Raw genomic sequence first — 16,153 nt, 5'->3', positions numbered from 1 at the left:
AAGGGAGAGATGAGGAGATGACAACGATCCGTTTCGGTACGGACGGTTGGCGCGACATAATCGCAGATGGCTTTACCGTCGAGAATGTCCGTATTGTCGCACAAGCCATCGCCAGCTATACCAAAGAAATCGGACAACAGGAGCAGCCTGTTTTGGTCGGGCATGACACGCGGTTTCTGGGGAGACGCTTTGCAAAGGAGGTTGCAGCTGTCCTGACCGCCAATGACATTCGAACCTATTTGGTGAACGAAGCAGCGCCAACGCCTGCCGTAGCCTTTGGAGTGAAGCATTTTGCAGCGAGTGGTGCAATCATGATCACGGCCAGCCACAATCCACCCGAATACAACGGCATCAAATACATTCCGGAGTACGCTGGACCTGCAACGCCTGCGATTACGCAAAGATTGGAAGAGTGGATCACCGAAACCTGCCAGACCAACTCGGTGCGTACGATTTCTCTCGCGGAAGCAAAGGCCCGCAAGCTGCTGCAAGTCATTGTGCTGCGTCCTCATTACGAGGCGCATCTGAGACGGATGATAAACATGGATGTTTTGCAAAACTCTTCCTTGTCCGTTGTTGTCGATGCCATGCATGGTGCGGGTATGGGCTACGTGAGCGGTTTTTTGTCAGAAGCGGGGGTAAAAAACGTCGGAATCAGAGAAGTCCCGGATGCGGCTTTTGGAGGGGATTTGCCAGAGCCAAACGATAAGCATTTGCAGTTATTAAAAAAAGAAGTCGTAGAACGCCAGGCATCTCTTGGTCTTGCCAATGACGGGGATGCAGATCGCTTCGGAGTCGTCGACCGCTTCGGACAATATATCACGCCAAATGAAGCACTGGTCCTGCTCACCTATCATTTGCGAAAAAATCGAGGCTTGACCGGACGGATTGTCAGGACAGTTGCAACCACGCATCTTCTGGATCGGATGGCTACGCATTATGGTCTGGAGCTCGTAGAGACGCCGGTCGGTTTCAAGTACATCGGTGAGGAAATGCGCAAAGGCGATGTGCTCATTGGTGGAGAAGAAAGTGGCGGGGCGAGTATTCTCGGTCACATCCCGGAGAAGGACGGCGTACTTATCAATTTGTTGCTCGCCGAGATGTGCGCGTATGAAAACAAAGGAATCGATCAAATACTGCGAGACGTATACGAGCAATTCGGCGAGCTGTTCCACACGCGGCTTGATATGAAATTGCCGGAAAAAGATCAATGGGTACAGCAAATGTTCGCCAAGCCACCTGCACTCATTGGTCCTTATCAGGTTTTGGAGATTCAACGAGTGGATGGGGTCAAGCTGTTGCTCGAGGAAGGACATTGGATCTTAATCCGTCCGTCTGGCACGGAACCTTTGGTGCGCATTTATTGTGAAGCAACGAATGCGACAGCCTTGCAGAAGCTGCAAGATGCGATTCACGAATGGTTTTTGGAGATTAATGTGTAAAAAGTTGACGAGGAGAGCCTGCATAATGTGCGAGGTTCTTCTTTTTGCGTGGAGTCCTTCTATGCGGCTGCGGAGAAGAGAAGAATATTTCCAGTCTAGGCTCCAGGCTCCGTCCCGCTGTGGGCTAGACTGTCCGCTCCGAAGGGATTCGCGGGGAAACGCAAAAGTGGTAGCCGCTTTGTCGTACGGGCACGGTTGCGTTTCTTTTGCCCGCAAATCCCTTCTCCGCTGGGTAGGACTCCACAAGTCGCTACGTCTGGAAATATTCTTCTCTGGCGTAACTGATGATATTTCTTCATTCTTTCAAAGCTTTAAAAAGCGGGGGAAACTCGTAAAGCTCGTAGAGGAAACAGGAGAAAAAGCGAAGATCTTAGGGACACCGACCGAGACGCAATGCAAAAAGCGAAACACGCATTTAGCGTCCACCTCTGAAACACATCCTGAAGAGACCACTTTGGACGCGGTTTCGCTTTTTGCATGGAGTCGTGCAGTCAATCCCACAGGGGGTGGCCCTAGAATCTGAGCGTTTTCTCCTGTTTCCTCCCCACCACGACAGTTACTTGAAGATCCCTCTATGCGGCTAAGGTGAAGAGAAGAATATTTCCAGTCTAGGCTCCAGGCTCCGTCCTGCTGAGGGCTGAGACTGTCCGCTCCGAAGGAATTCGCGGGGAAACGCAAAAGTGGTAGCCGCTACGTCGTACGGGCACGGTTGCGTTTCTTTTGCCCGCAAATCCCTTCTCCGCTGGGTAGGACTCCACAAGTCGCTACGTCTGGAAATATTCTTCTCTGGCGTAACTGAGGACATCTCTTCATTCTTTTAAATCTTTAAAAGCCCGTTTAAACAGGGAAAGCTCGTAGAGGAAACAGGAGAAAAAAGCGAAGATCTTAGGGACACCGACCGAGACGCAATGCAAAAAGCGAAACACGCCTTTAAGCGTCCACCTCTGAAACACATCCTGAGAGGACAACTTTGGACGCGGTTTCGCTTTTTGCATGAAGTCGTGCAGTCAATCCCACAGGGGGTGGCCCTAGAATCTGAGCGTTTTCTCCTGTTTCCTCCCCACCACGACAGCTACTTAAGGCTTCTTCTCTGACGTAACTGATGGGGTTCTTCAATTCTTTTCAGGCATTAAAAAATCGGGATTAAACGTAAAGCTCGAAGAGGAAACAGGAGAAAAAAGCGAAGATCTTTGGGACACCGACCGAGATGCAATGCAAAAAGCGAAACACGAATTTAGCGTCCACCTCTGAAACACATCCTAAAGAGACCACTTTGGACGCGGTTTCACTTTTTGCATGGAGTCGGGCAGTCAATCCCACAGGGGGTGGCCCTAGAATCTGAGCGTTTTCTCCTGTTTCCTCCCCACCACAACAGCAACGTACAAGACTCCCATTTACCAAATCAAAAAAATGAGGTATTCTAGTCCATATGCAATCCTTTCATTGGAATCGGACAGGACTTCCTGGCCCCAACCAGTGCAAAGGATTTTTTGCCCCTTATAGGAAATGTCTGAATCATCGTAGTAGATGAACCTTCATTAATTTTGTTTTAACGTAGTTCGAAGTCAGTAACTGATGAGAGATGATGAGAAACGATGCGGATCGATCAACATATATTACAAGCTTTTTTACAAGAAGTTCAAGTGGAGAGTCTGTCGCCAGATGATCCAGTCGTTGTACACCACACGCCATACCCGTGGGAACTGGTCGGTACCGGCAATTATGCTGCCGTATTTGCCCACCCGGACTATCCAAAGGTAGTAATCAAGCTGTACGCACCTGGAAGACCAGGAGCCGAACAGGAAATCGAAGTCTATCGCAAGCTAGGGGAGACTCGTTCCTTCCCCATCTGTTATGATTATGGGGAAGGATACTTGGTCATTTCGCGGATGAACGGTATCCCCTTGTTTGACTGTGTCCGCTTTGGTATTCCGATTCCTCCGCAGGTGATTGAAGACGTGGAGGAAGCGTTAGAAGAGGCCCGCAGGAAGGGTTTGTTTCCGCATGATGTCCATGGGAAAAATGTATTAATGGATCAGGGACGAGGTTATCTGATTGACGTATCGGATTACTATGTCAATGATACAGACACCAAATGGCGAGATTTACGCAAGGCGTATTACAAGGTGTATCTGCCATTTATCAAGGATCGTGGATGGAAAATTCCATTGTGGATGCTGGAAGTCGTACGCAAAGGCTATCGACTGTTCAAAAAAGGAAAGCGCTTGTTCACGTAGGCGGTCTCTGGTAAAATGATCATTTGACATTGTGTTTGTACAGTTGCTGGTCGAAGCAGAATAAGGAGGACATTCCATTGTGGTACTATCTCATTGCGGCAGTAATTATTGCGCTTGATCAGTTTACAAAGTATTTAGTCGTGAAGTATATGGAACTGGGAGAATCCATTCCTTTGATCGCGGACGTCTTTCATCTAACTTCCCATCGAAACATGGGAGCGGCGTTTGGTATCCTGCAAAATCGACGTTGGTTTTTTATCGCCATTACCGCTGTCGTTGTGATTGGGATTGTCATTTCCTTGATTCGCTTGGGAAAAAAACAACCTCGTGCATCGTTGGCGCTGTCATTTGTCTTGGGTGGAGCCGTCGGGAATTTCATTGATCGCGCGATGTCCGGTCAAGTCGTAGATTTTCTCGACTTTACGTTGATTCACTTCCCGATCTTTAATGTGGCGGATATGGCCATCACGATTGGTGTGGGGATTTTGCTTCTCGATGTTTTTCTGGATGGGAAGAAAAACAGATAGTCATGAGAATAATAGTGGGAAAGCTCGGATAGGTGGAGAACATACATGAATGACACGCAATTGTTTGAACGTTACGATTGGACGGTAGACCCAGCAGATAAGAACGAGCGCATCGACAAGTTTATCACGCTGCAAAATGAAGATTGGTCCCGTTCACAGGTACAGGCTTGGGTGAAGGAAGGTCGTGTTACTGTAAATGGTGAACCGATCAAAAACAACTACAAGCTACAGGCAGAGGACGAAGTGACCCTCCGTGTTCCGCCGCCAAAGGAAATGGCGATCCAGCCAGAAGAGATGTCGCTTGATATTGTATACGAGGATAGCGATGTCGTGGTCGTGAATAAACCACGTGGTCTCGTCGTGCATCCTGCTCCTGGTCATTACAGTGGGACACTCGTCAATGGGCTTTTGGCACATTGCAAGGATTTGTCCGGAATCAATGGCGTTTTGCGTCCGGGAATTGTCCATCGCATTGACAAGGATACGTCCGGCCTCTTGATGGTAGCCAAAAACGACAAGGCACATATGGGGTTGGCTGAACAGTTGAAAGCACATACGGTCAATCGGAAGTATGTCGCGCTTGTTCATGGGGTCATCCCGCATGAAATGGGAACGATTGAAGCACCGATTGGACGCGATCCGAAAAATCGCCAGCAAATGGCGGTCGTTTTTGAAAACAGCAAGCCGGCTGTTACACATTTTATCGTGCTGGAGCGCTTCAAAGAGTACACGATGGTGGAATTGAAACTCGAAACAGGGCGTACCCATCAAATTCGCGTACACATGAAGTACATTGACTATCCACTGGCGGGCGACCCGAAATACGGTCCGAAAAATACATTGGAGCTCGATGGACAAGCTTTGCATGCGAAAACGCTGGGATTCATCCATCCCCGTACAGGAGAGCAGCTCGAGTTCGAAGCACCAATGCCGAAGGAAATGCTTGACGTCATCGAAGTTCTCAGACAAGCGTAGAGAACAGGGGGAATAGCCGTGCTAAAAAGATTAGCGCATGTGACACTGTACGTTCACGACTGTGAAGATGCATTGCGGTTTTACACGGAAAAACTCGGTTTCGAAAAACGCATGGATTCTCGGATGGATGATGGTTCTCGTTGGCTCACCGTCGGTCTTCCAGGGCAGGAGCTAGAGATTGTATTGCATGACCCTACCCATTGGCATCGGGAAGACGTTGCGCAGGAAATGCTTCGTCAGGTCGGCAAAAATCCAATGTGGGTTTGGCATACGGATGATTTTTGGTCCACATACGAAACACTGCGTCAACGCGGCGTGGAGTTTGTGAGTGAACCAAACGAAGTACTGTATGGCATAGAGGTTATTTTCAAGGATCTGTATGGCAATCGTTTCTTGTTGTTGCAGCAAGTCTTCCTATGACACTTACATAATGGCAGTTGGATTGGAAAACGCTAGTAGAGAGCTTATTACTTTCTTCTGGCGTTTTTTTTATCATTCAATAGAGAGTGTAAGGAGTGAATGCCTGTGATCAGAAAATGGGGGAAGCTGTTCGGTCTTTTTGTCCTTTTGGTTGTACTTGTCACAGCAAACGGTGAAGCAAAGGTGGCAGCCCAAAGCCAAGGGCCAGAGCGTGTGAACAAGGAAATAAGCGTTCCGGCAAAAATGGCATTTACGAGCAACCAGCATTTGTTTTTGGTAGATGGACGGGATGCGACGGGAAAGATTAAACAAATCACCAAGGACGGCTATGCACAGATCGTGGGCTGGTCGCCAGATGGCAAGTGGCTCCTGTTCGTGAAATACAAAGGCAACGACAATTACTCGACACCAGGCTATGTGTGGATCGTCAGAGCTGACGGAAGCAAAGCTGTGCAGGTAGACGAGCGAGCGGTTTTTGAAACACCAAAATGGTCTCCGAAAGCGAACAAGCTTGCGTACACCGTGAATGTCGGCAGTAATGAAGCCCCGAGACTATTGCTGATCGTAAAAGACGTTCAAGAGCATGGAGAATTAGCTTTGCAAAGTACAACGAAGGCTGACTTCGAAGATTTTGCCTGGATGCCGGATGGGGAAAACATGCTTGTTTCACTACCAGCCGAAAAAAATAAGCCGATGACGCTGGCCTTGCGCACACTTGCAGGTAAACCGTTGGCTGCCTACCCGATTGCAGAACCGCCAAAAGTGGAGGAAGGTATCTACCCATGGGCAGCGACAGGCTTAAAAGTATCGCCGGATGGGAAGGCTGTGGCCTACTTTGTCAGGTATAACTCAGGCTCCTTGTCTGCTGATGGCGAACCGATTCAATGGTTTGATTTGACACAGCCTGCCAAAAAGCCAATAGACCTCGGAACAGGATTGGCCTATCCTGATTGGCTTGCTTGGACACCAAATGGCGAACAGCTCGCTTTTGTCGATGGTACTGACCGGACCGCCACGACTAACAAGCAGTTAAAGCTAGCGGATCGAGCAGGAAAGGTCAAAACAGTCAGCCCTGGTCCAGTGGTGGTAGACACTTATCCAGTATGGATTCCAAAAGCTCCGTACACGCTGCTTTTCACCAGGGGCTTGGCTACAGAGTATTCATACGACCCGAAGAAGGTCATGGTACCGGAACAGGGCATCTGGCGGCGGTCCGCAGATGGAGCGGAGCAGCAGGTGACAAAAGGGGAAGCGAATACAGCCGACTATTATCCTGCACCGTCTCCAGATGGAAAACAGCTTCTTTTCTTGCGGTTGGATCGAGCGGAGCACGGCTCATTGTTTATCCAAGGAATTGGTGAGAATGCGGACAAACAAGTCCAGCTGATCAAAAACATGACAGGGGACATTGGTTATTATGCGAACTATTTGCCACCGTGGGTCAGCGTCTATTGGGAATAGTTAGACTTTTCCGGGCTGCATTGACACCCGTCCAGAATCGTGACATAATTCTACATGACGAATGGAACCTTTTAATCCAGTCCAGTGAGGCTGGCAAGGGCACGGAATGACAAACAGGCGGGACGCTTAAAAGTCCGGTCAGTTTGTCCAAGGGCTTCTTGTCTCCTGACAAGGAGCCTTTTTTCGTAAGGTCCACTGTTCCCGTCGAAAAGGGGGATATTGAGATGATCAACAAAAGCGTTATTATGGATGAAGCGGCGATCCGCCGCGCGCTCACGCGAATCGCACATGAAATTATTGAGCGAAATAAAGGCGTCGAGGATCTCATTATCGTGGGGATTAAGACCAGAGGGATCTACCTCGCGCAGCGCCTTGTGGAAAGAATCGAAATGATTGAAAATGTGAAAGTACCAGTCGGTGAGCTGGACATTACATTTTATCGCGACGATCTTCAGCACAAGTCCGAAGATGCTATTTTGCAAGGCTCCAAGCTACCGGATCAAATCACAGGCAAGACTGTGATTCTGGTCGATGATGTTCTCTACACGGGAAGAACGGTGCGTGCCGCATTGGATGCACTGATTGATAACGGTCGCCCACGGATGATTCAACTGGCTGTGCTGGTTGATCGCGGTCATCGCGAGCTGCCAATCCGCCCTGATTTCGTCGGAAAGAACCTCCCAACTGCTCGAACGGAAATTGTCGATGTACAATTGGCAGAAGTGGACGTTATGGACATTGTCTCCATCCGACAGCTACTGTAAAAAGAATAGGATTCCTCTTTAAAAACGATCCCGTGAGGTCGGCAAGAGGCAAGATACTTCCCATGACTATGGCGAAGCTAGCCTCTTTGTGCCCGCACAAAGAGGTTTTTTGTATAAAAAGAAGCTTTTTGTATAAAAGAAGTTTTGAATGAATGGAACAAAACAGGGGGCATACAGGCATGAGCCAGAAAAATTACATCGATGTAGACGAAACACCACATATTTCGCGATTGCTGCCACTTAGTATTCAACACTTGTTCGCGATGTTCGGCTCGACTGTATTGGTACCGATCTTAACGGGGCTGGATGTTGCAACGGCGCTCATGGCAAGTGGGATTGGAACCCTCTTGTTCCTGTGGATCACCAAAGGAAAGCTGCCGAACTACCTCGGTTCTTCCTTCGCTTTCATCGGTCCGATTATCGTCGTGAGTCAATCACATGGAGTAGGGACCGCACTCTTAGGTTGCTTCCTCTCCGGGATTGTGTACATCATCGTCGCCGGAATCGTGAAGAAGGCAGGGGTCAAATGGCTCGATCGGGTACTGCCACCAGTTGTCATCGCCTCTGTCATCGTCGTGATCGGTCTGAGCCTGGCTGGCGTAGCAGTAGACATGGCAACGAAAGTTACTGTAGACGGTCAATCGCAAATGTCACTGACTTCAATTGAAATCTCGCTGGTAACTGTGGTCATAACAGTGCTTGCAGCAGTTATGCTGCGCGGTTTCCTTGGTCTTATCCCCATCTTGATCGGTATGGTTACAGGTTATGTATACACACTGCTGCGTCACCCTGAACTGATTAACTTTCAAAAAGTAGTAGAAGCAGACTGGTTCATCACGCCACAAAAAATGTTTGCGGAGCACTTCAAATTTACCGAAGTGATGAGTGTGATCGGTGACGGCTCTGCATGGATCGCAGCACTGGTCATCGCGCCAGTCGCTTTCGTCACGCTGGCAGAGCATTTGGGTCACTTGCTGGTAACGAGCAAGGTCATGGATCGCGATCTGATGAAAAATCCGGGTCTGCACCGCAGCTTGCTCGGAGACGGGGTGGCAACCTCACTGGCAGCTATCTTGGGAGGTCCGCCAGCAACGACATATGGAGAAAACATTGGTGTCCTTGCAATGACTAAGGTATACAGCCGAGTGGTCATCGGTCTTGCGGCTGTACTGGCAATCATGTTCGCCTTCGCTGGTAAGGTTAGCGCCATTCTAATGACGATTCCAACGCCGGTACTTGGCGGTGTCTCCATCATCCTGTTCGGTATCATCGCAGCACAAGGCTTGCGGATGTACGTCGAGCACAAAGTGAATTTTGCAGACAAGCGGAACATGATTCTCGCAGCCGTCATCCTCGTCACGGGAATCGGCGGATACAAAATCAGTTTTGCAAGTACAGGTATCGCTTTCCTGAGCGACCTGACCATCGATAATATCGCACTCTCTACCTTCCTGGGAATTATTCTGCACCTGATCCTTCCAGGAAAAGCGTCCGCGATGGGAGAAGCGCATCTTGAAGAACAAAAATAAATAGCCTATACGTTCCCAATCCTTTAAATCTAGTCCAGAGAGGCTGGCAAGGCAAAGAACGCTGTTTCGGCTGCCCAAAAAGGCACTCAACCAGCTTCTTGTCTCGCTTGCCTCCAGATGCAAAGCGATGCCAAGAAGCTTTTTCTTTGTGAAAAACGTCTCGACGTTTTTCATAAAACAGGATTTGACCGCTTGCGGTCTGCAAAAGAACGGGCTTGACCGTTCCTTTTGACCAAAAAGAATCGGAGGGATTCATGATGAAAAATGTAGCGCATTTGATCGGCCTCAAAGACTTATCGAAAGAACAGATCATCCAGCTCCTCGAGCGAGCAGAGTATTGGGCCGCCAGACCAACTGAGCAAGCGGATATCCTGCGCGGACGGTTTGTCGCGAATCTGTTCTTCGAGGCCAGCACCAGAACCCGCTTTTCTTTTGAAGTGGCACAAAAGCGACTGGGCGCACATGTTTTGAACTTCATTCCGGAAACCTCCTCTACCGTAAAGGGCGAGACAGTCTATGACACGATCCGCACCTTGGAAGCAATGGGCGTGGAAGCAGCCGTGATCCGCACCAAGAAGGAAGGCTTGCTGCAAGAGCTGGCTGAAAGTGTAGATCTGAAGCTGATCAACGCGGGAGATGGAACGAATGAGCACCCAACCCAATGCCTGCTCGATCTTTTGACCATGAAAAGGCAGTTTGGCAAGCTCTCTGGTCTCACGGTAGCGATCATTGGAGACCTGCGACACAGCCGCGTGCTCGGTTCTCACCTGCATGCGCTGCCGAAGCTCGGTGTGAATCTGCTGCTCTCAGGTCCCGCTACGATGATGCCAGCGCATATCCCGCAAGGTGTGAAAATCGTGGAAATGGAAGAAGCGGTTCAAACCGCAGATGTGGTCATGATGCTGCGCGTGCAGCTGGAGCGCCATGCGGAATCCCTCTATCTATCGAAGGAAGAATATCACAAGGCACATGGGCTCACACTGGATAGAGCCAAAATGATGAAGCCCGGCGCAGTTATCATGCATCCGGCACCCGTCAATCGCGGGGTTGAGATTCATACCGATTTGGTAGAATGCGAAACGTCCTTGATCCAAACCCAAGTGACCAACGGAGTCGCAGCAAGAATGGCAGTTCTAGAAACTCTTTTGAAAGGGAGCGAAATGACATGGGAATCATCCTTGGCAACGGCAACGTACTAAATCAGGCGGGGGAACTCACCCCGATGGAAATATTGGTGGAAAAGGGAAGAATCACAGCGATGGGAGAAACACTCGATCGCTGTGGGCATGATTGGATCGATTGCCACGGGGGCATGATTAGCGCGGGTCTCATCGATGCCCACGTACATCTGCGTGAACCAGGCTTTGAACATAAAGAAACGATCGAAACAGGGGCAAAAGCAGCCGTACAAGGCGGATTTACAACGGTAGCATGCATGCCAAACACACGACCATCCATCGATAGTGTCGAGACTGTGACCTACATTTTGGACAAAGCGAGCGAGGCAGGTATGGCGCGCGTCATCCCGTATGGTGCAATTACTGTTCGCCAATTGGGAAAAGAGCTGACGGATTTCGCTGGATTAAAAGAAGCGGGGATCTTCGCGCTGACAGATGACGGTGTGGGTGTCCAATCAACCGCCATGATGAAAAAGGCCATGCAAAAAGCAGCAGAGCTCGGTATCGCAATCGTCGCTCACTGTGAGGACGAAGACCTGTTGATCCCGGGAGCAGCTTTGCATGACGGGGTGGTTGCAGCTCGACACGGACTCCCAGGAATTCCTTCTGAGTCAGAGTCCATCCACGTTGGCCGCGATATTTTGCTGGCAGAACAGACAGGTGTGCACTACCACGTATGTCACATCAGCGCAAAAGAGTCGGTGCGTCTGGTACGCGACGGAAAACGCGCTGGTGTGAATGTAACGTGTGAAGTCAGTCCGCATCATCTCTTGCTGTGCGACGAGGATATCCCGGACAATCTGGATACAAATTGGAAAATGAACCCGCCGCTGCGCTCTCGTGAAGATCGCGCTGCACTGATTGCGGGATTGAAAGACGGCACCATTGATATGATCGCAACCGACCATGCACCACACACCCAAGAGGAAAAAGCCAACGGGATCAACCGCGCACCATTCGGAATCGTCGGACTGGAGACAGCATTCCCGCTGTTGTACACAAATCTCGTACAAACGGGAGAGCTGACCTTGAAGAAGCTGGTTGAGCTGTTGACCGTGAAGCCAGCAGAAGCATTCAAACTGCCATATGGACGTCTGGAAGTAGGCGCACCAGCAGACCTGACTGTGATGGATCTGGAAACGGAAAAAACAATTGACCCAAGCACATTCGCAAGTAAAGGAATCAACACACCATTTGCTGGTTGGGTATGCAAAGGCTGGCCGACGCTGACGCTTGTAGATGGAAAGATCGTATATCAAAACGTGTAAAAACGACTGACAGACAAGACAAAAGTTTTTACACGACAATGGAGGAGGAGCATAAATGCGTGCAAGATTGATCTTGGAAGATGGAACAGAATTTATCGGGACGGCATTTGGAGCGACAAAGGAGTCTTACGGGGAAGTGGTTTTCAATACAGGGCTGACTGGCTATCAGGAGGTTTTGTCCGACCCATCCTACTGCGGACAGATCGTCACCATGACATACCCGCTAATCGGAAATTACGGGATCAATCGAGACGACTTTGAAGCTGTTCGTCCATACATTCACGGCTTCGTTGTTCGCGAGCATTGCGAGGCACCGAGCAACTGGCGTAATACGAACACACTCGATGAACTACTGAAAACATACGAAATTCCGGGCATTGCTGGAATCGACACCCGGATGCTGACGAGAAAAATTCGATACCACGGCACGATGAAGGGCATGATTACCACCAGTGAAGCCCCGTTGGCTGAATTGGTTGCTGCCCTGAACGGCACGACATTGATGACAGACCAAGTACCACGCGTTTCTACGAAAAGCGTCTTCAGCTGCCCAGGTACAGGGCATCGGGTAGTACTGGTAGACTTCGGAGCCAAGCACGGGATTTTGCGCGAGTTGACCAAGCGCAACTGCGACGTAGTCGTTGTGCCTTACAATGTGACAGCAGAAGAGATTCGCCGCATTCAACCGGACGGGATACTTTTGTCCAATGGCCCTGGGGACCCGAAGGACGTACCGCAAGCTGTAGAGATGATTCGCGAAATCTTGGGTGAATATCCTCTGTTCGGAATTTGCCTCGGTCACCAACTGTTCGCGCTGGCATCTGGCGCTGACACGACGAAAATGAAATTCGGACACCGTGGCGGCAACCATCCAGTAAAAGAGCTGCCAACCGGACGCACCTATATCACATCCCAGAACCACAGCTATGCAGTAAAAGAAGACTCGCTCGCAGGCACGGAGCTGGAAGTTACACATATCGCCCTGAATGATGGCACCATCGAAGGTGTACGTCATGCCGCGAAGAATGCATTCTCAGTACAGTACCATCCAGAAGCAGCTCCAGGACCGTATGATTCCGGCTACCTGTTCGACCAGTTTCTTGCGATGATGGAAACAGCTAAGGAGGAAAAAACTCATGCCAAAACAAGATAATCTGAAAAAAATCCTCGTAATCGGCTCTGGACCAATCGTTATCGGGCAGGCTGCAGAATTTGACTATGCAGGCACGCAAGCATGCGAAGCGTTAAAAGAAGAGGGTATGGAGGTAGTTCTGATCAACTCCAACCCGGCGACCATCATGACCGATACAAACATGGCGGACAAAGTATATATCGAGCCAATCACACTTGAATTCGTAGCGCGCGTCATTCGTCAAGAGAAGCCGGATGGACTTTTGCCTACACTTGGCGGTCAAACAGGCTTGAACATGGCTGTTGCCCTCTCAGAAGCAGGCGTTCTCGAGCAAGAAAATGTAAAGCTGCTCGGAACCAAGCTGGAATCGATCAAGCAAGCAGAAGACCGCGACCTGTTCCGCTCCCTCATGAATGAACTGGGCGAGCCAGTACCTGAATCAGTCATCGTGAGCACGATAGAAGAAGCGGTTGATTTTGCAAACGAAATCGGTTATCCCATCATCGTTCGTCCTGCCTACACCTTGGGTGGTACAGGCGGCGGAATTTGTGATGATGAAGAAACCCTCCGTGAGATTGTCGCAAGCGGATTGAAATACTCCCCGATTACGCAATGCTTGATCGAGAAAAGCATTGCTGGCATGAAAGAAATCGAGTACGAAGTGATGCGTGATGCCAACGACAACTGCATCGTCGTCTGCAACATGGAAAACATCGACCCAGTCGGTGTGCATACTGGTGACTCCATCGTAGTGGCACCTAGCCAAACACTGGCTGACCGCGAGTATCAAATGCTGCGCACATCGGCTCTGAACATCATTCGGGCGCTCGGTATCGAGGGTGGCTGCAACGTACAATACGCACTCGACCCGCACAGCTTCCAGTACTACGTGATCGAAGTGAACCCGCGTGTGAGCCGCTCTTCTGCACTGGCTTCCAAGGCAACAGGCTACCCAATTGCAAAGATGGCAGCCAAAATCGCAATCGGCTACACGCTGGATGAACTGAAAAACCCGGTGACAGGCCAAACATACGCATGCTTCGAGCCAACACTGGACTACATCGTCAGCAAAATCCCACGTTGGCCATTCGACAAGTTCCAATCCGCCAACCGCAAGCTCGGTACGCAAATGAAAGCGACTGGAGAAGTAATGGCAATCGGTCGGACTTTTGAAGAATCGATCATGAAAGCCATCCGTTCTTTGGAAATCGGTAGCTATCACATTGAGATCAAGGGAGCAGGCGAAATCAGCGAGGACGACCTGAAAGCACGTCTGGTGCACGCAGATGACGAACGCCTCTTCCTGCTGGCAGAAGCACTGCGCCGTGGCTGGACGATCGAACAACTGCACAGCCTGACCAAGATCGATCTGTTCTTCCTGCACAAGATCCATAAAATGATTGCCTTTGAAGCACAACTGGCAAAAGGCTTGACGAGCGAGAAGCTGTACGAAGCAAAACGCATGGGCTTCACGGACCGCAAAATTGCCGAGCTGTGCGGTGAGACAGAAGAAGCGGTACACGCCATGCGCAAAGAAAAAGGCTTTGTACCTGTATATAAAATGGTAGATACTTGCGCGGCAGAATTCGAGGCGCAAACACCGTACTACTACTCCGCTTATGAAGTAGAAGACGAGCGCATCGAGACAGGCAAAAAACGCGTGGTGGTACTGGGCTCCGGACCAATCCGCATCGGTCAAGGAATCGAGTTTGACTACGCAACGGTACACGCCGTCTGGGCACTGAGAGAAGCGGGCTATGAGGCAGTGATCATCAACAACAACCCGGAGACCGTTTCTACAGACTTCAACACCTCTGATCGCCTGTACTTCGAGCCGCTATACCTTGAGGACGTCATGAACATTCTCGATGTAGAAAAACCAGAGGGTGTCATCGTACAATTCGGCGGACAAACCGCGATCAACCTGGCTGACAAGCTGGCTGCACGCGGAATCAAAATCTTGGGTACGAGTCTGGAAAACATCGACGCAGCGGAAAACCGCGAGAAGTTTGAAGCACTGCTGCGCGAGCTGGAAATCGCCCAACCACCAGGCAAAACGGTTACGTCAGTCGATCAGGCAGTAGTGGCGGCAGAGGGTCTTGGCTTCCCGGTCCTGGTGCGCCCATCCTACGTACTTGGTGGCCGTGCGATGGAAATCGTCTACAACCAGTCCGAACTGTTGGAGTACATGGAAAAAGCGGTGAAGGTAAACCCTGATCACCCTGTACTGGTAGACCGTTACATGGTCGGAATAGAAGCGGAAGTCGATGCGATTTGCGATGGCGAAAACGTTTTGATCCCAGGCATCATGGAGCATATCGAACGCGCAGGGGTGCACTCCGGCGACTCTATCGCCGTATATCCTCCGCAATCCTTGTCCCAAGCGATTAAGGATGAGCTGATCGACATGACGACGAAGCTGGCGCGTGCCCTGCAAATCAAAGGCTTGCTCAACATCCAGTTCGTCATCTATAAAGATCGCCCATACGTAATTGAGGTCAATCCGCGTTCGTCCCGTACAGTGCCATTCCTTTCCAAAGTAACGGGGATACCGATGGCGAACATCGCGACGAAAGCGATCCTTGGTCACTCTATCATGGAACAAGGCTTTACACCGGGCTACCATCCAGAGGAGACGATGGTTTCTGTCAAAGTACCAGTCTTCTCCTTCGCAAAGCTGCGCCGCGTCGATATTACGCTCGGCCCTGAAATGAAATCGACCGGAGAAGTCATGGGACGCGAGAGCACTCTGGCAAAAGCATTGTACAAAGGCTTGGTCGCAGCAGGCATGAATATCCCGACACAAGGCACCTTGCTCGTGACTGTTGCTGACAAAGACAAGGAAGAAGCGCTGGACATCGTGAAACGCTTCCGCCACCTCGGCTTCAAGCTGATGGCAACCGCAGGCACAGCCGATTATTTGGAGCAAGCGGGACTGCAAGTCACCCGCGTAAGCAAATTGTCCGAAGGCACGCCAAACCTGTTGGATGTCATCCATACAGGCGAAGCGAACATCGTACTCAATACACTGACAAAAGGCAAAACGCCACAACGCGACGGCTTCCGCATTCGTCGGGAAGCGGTCGAGAACGGCGCCGTATGCTTTACTTCACTCGATACAGCTTCCGCTCTCCTGCACGTACTGGAGACGATCACATTCTCTACAGAAGCAATGCCAGCCCAGCGTGCTGGTGCCAAAGTGGCAGTATCTGTATAAAAA

At 50.2% G+C, this 16,153-nt stretch carries 12 protein-coding genes; all 12 read left to right on the top strand.

Annotation, left to right across the window (positions count from 1 at the left end; all coding sequences use genetic code 11):
- Positions 1 to 17: 17 nt before the first annotated feature.
- The 12 genes from ODZ53_RS02180 (at position 18) to carB (ending at position 16,150) form a co-directional block, all read left to right on the top strand.
- On the top strand, positions 18 to 1,442 hold the full coding sequence (locus ODZ53_RS02180; protein WP_372675757.1) for a phosphoglucomutase/phosphomannomutase family protein: 1,425 nt from the start codon (positions 18 to 20) through the stop codon (positions 1,440 to 1,442).
- Between the two features lie 1,595 nt (positions 1,443 to 3,037).
- Positions 3,038 to 3,679: a serine/threonine-protein kinase gene (locus ODZ53_RS02175; protein ID WP_015892043.1), complete on the top strand. Its 642-nt coding sequence runs from the start codon at positions 3,038 to 3,040 to the stop codon at positions 3,677 to 3,679.
- Positions 3,680 to 3,756: 77 nt separating this feature from the next.
- Positions 3,757 to 4,206, top strand: coding sequence for a signal peptidase II (gene lspA, locus ODZ53_RS02170; protein WP_172140206.1), 450 nt, complete (start codon positions 3,757 to 3,759; stop codon positions 4,204 to 4,206).
- A gap of 45 nt (positions 4,207 to 4,251) precedes the next feature.
- The gene (locus ODZ53_RS02165; RefSeq protein ID WP_015892041.1) at positions 4,252 to 5,181 is read left to right on the top strand and encodes an RluA family pseudouridine synthase; all 930 of its coding nucleotides are present in this window, start codon (positions 4,252 to 4,254) and stop codon (positions 5,179 to 5,181) included.
- 18 nt (positions 5,182 to 5,199) lie between these two features.
- Positions 5,200 to 5,601: a VOC family protein gene (locus ODZ53_RS02160; RefSeq protein ID WP_372675756.1), complete on the top strand. Its 402-nt coding sequence runs from the start codon at positions 5,200 to 5,202 to the stop codon at positions 5,599 to 5,601.
- 99 nt (positions 5,602 to 5,700) lie between these two features.
- Positions 5,701 to 7,062 carry a hypothetical protein gene (locus ODZ53_RS02155; protein ID WP_372675755.1) on the top strand — a complete coding sequence of 454 codons (1,362 nt, stop codon included), beginning with the start codon at positions 5,701 to 5,703 and terminating at the stop codon, positions 7,060 to 7,062.
- A gap of 224 nt (positions 7,063 to 7,286) precedes the next feature.
- A complete protein-coding gene (pyrR, locus tag ODZ53_RS02150; RefSeq protein WP_007728461.1) occupies positions 7,287 to 7,826 on the top strand; it encodes a bifunctional pyr operon transcriptional regulator/uracil phosphoribosyltransferase PyrR in 540 nt (179 codons plus the stop codon).
- Positions 7,827 to 8,005: 179 nt separating this feature from the next.
- A complete protein-coding gene (locus ODZ53_RS02145) occupies positions 8,006 to 9,355 on the top strand; it encodes a solute carrier family 23 protein (RefSeq protein ID WP_015892038.1) in 1,350 nt (449 codons plus the stop codon).
- Between the two features lie 257 nt (positions 9,356 to 9,612).
- The gene (locus ODZ53_RS02140) at positions 9,613 to 10,554 is read left to right on the top strand and encodes an aspartate carbamoyltransferase catalytic subunit (RefSeq protein ID WP_372675978.1); all 942 of its coding nucleotides are present in this window, start codon (positions 9,613 to 9,615) and stop codon (positions 10,552 to 10,554) included.
- Positions 10,521 to 11,801 carry a dihydroorotase gene (locus tag ODZ53_RS02135; RefSeq protein WP_015892035.1) on the top strand — a complete coding sequence of 427 codons (1,281 nt, stop codon included), beginning with the start codon at positions 10,521 to 10,523 and terminating at the stop codon, positions 11,799 to 11,801. The genes ODZ53_RS02140 and ODZ53_RS02135 overlap by 34 nt, the downstream gene beginning before the upstream one ends.
- Positions 11,802 to 11,856: 55 nt before the next feature.
- A complete protein-coding gene (locus ODZ53_RS02130; RefSeq protein ID WP_199929934.1) occupies positions 11,857 to 12,954 on the top strand; it encodes a carbamoyl phosphate synthase small subunit in 1,098 nt (365 codons plus the stop codon).
- Positions 12,938 to 16,150, top strand: coding sequence for a carbamoyl-phosphate synthase large subunit (gene carB / locus ODZ53_RS02125; protein ID WP_372675753.1), 3,213 nt, complete (start codon positions 12,938 to 12,940; stop codon positions 16,148 to 16,150). The genes ODZ53_RS02130 and carB overlap by 17 nt, the downstream gene beginning before the upstream one ends.
- Positions 16,151 to 16,153 lie beyond the last annotated feature (3 nt).

This window comes from Brevibacillus sp. BD137 (assembly GCF_041644655.1).
Classification (GTDB): domain Bacteria; phylum Bacillota; class Bacilli; order Brevibacillales; family Brevibacillaceae; genus Brevibacillus; species Brevibacillus brevis_D.
This window is presented reverse-complemented; position numbering and strand designations above follow the sequence as displayed.

Excerpts from the sequence above, each read along its gene's own strand:
- ODZ53_RS02180 (WP_372675757.1), top strand. The coding sequence starts at position 18 with ATGACAACGATCCGTTTCGGTACGGACGGTTGGCGCGACATAATCGCA.
- ODZ53_RS02175 (WP_015892043.1), top strand. The coding sequence starts at position 3,038 with ATGCGGATCGATCAACATATATTACAAGCTTTTTTACAAGAAGTTCAA.
- ODZ53_RS02165 (WP_015892041.1), top strand. The coding sequence starts at position 4,252 with ATGAATGACACGCAATTGTTTGAACGTTACGATTGGACGGTAGACCCA.
- ODZ53_RS02155 (WP_372675755.1), top strand. The coding sequence starts at position 5,701 with ATGCCTGTGATCAGAAAATGGGGGAAGCTGTTCGGTCTTTTTGTCCTT.
- pyrR (WP_007728461.1), top strand. The coding sequence starts at position 7,287 with ATGATCAACAAAAGCGTTATTATGGATGAAGCGGCGATCCGCCGCGCG.
- ODZ53_RS02145 (WP_015892038.1), top strand. The coding sequence starts at position 8,006 with ATGAGCCAGAAAAATTACATCGATGTAGACGAAACACCACATATTTCG.
- ODZ53_RS02140 (WP_372675978.1), top strand. The coding sequence starts at position 9,613 with ATGAAAAATGTAGCGCATTTGATCGGCCTCAAAGACTTATCGAAAGAA.
- ODZ53_RS02135 (WP_015892035.1), top strand. The coding sequence starts at position 10,521 with ATGGGAATCATCCTTGGCAACGGCAACGTACTAAATCAGGCGGGGGAA.
- ODZ53_RS02130 (WP_199929934.1), top strand. The coding sequence starts at position 11,857 with ATGCGTGCAAGATTGATCTTGGAAGATGGAACAGAATTTATCGGGACG.
- carB (WP_372675753.1), top strand. The coding sequence starts at position 12,938 with ATGCCAAAACAAGATAATCTGAAAAAAATCCTCGTAATCGGCTCTGGA.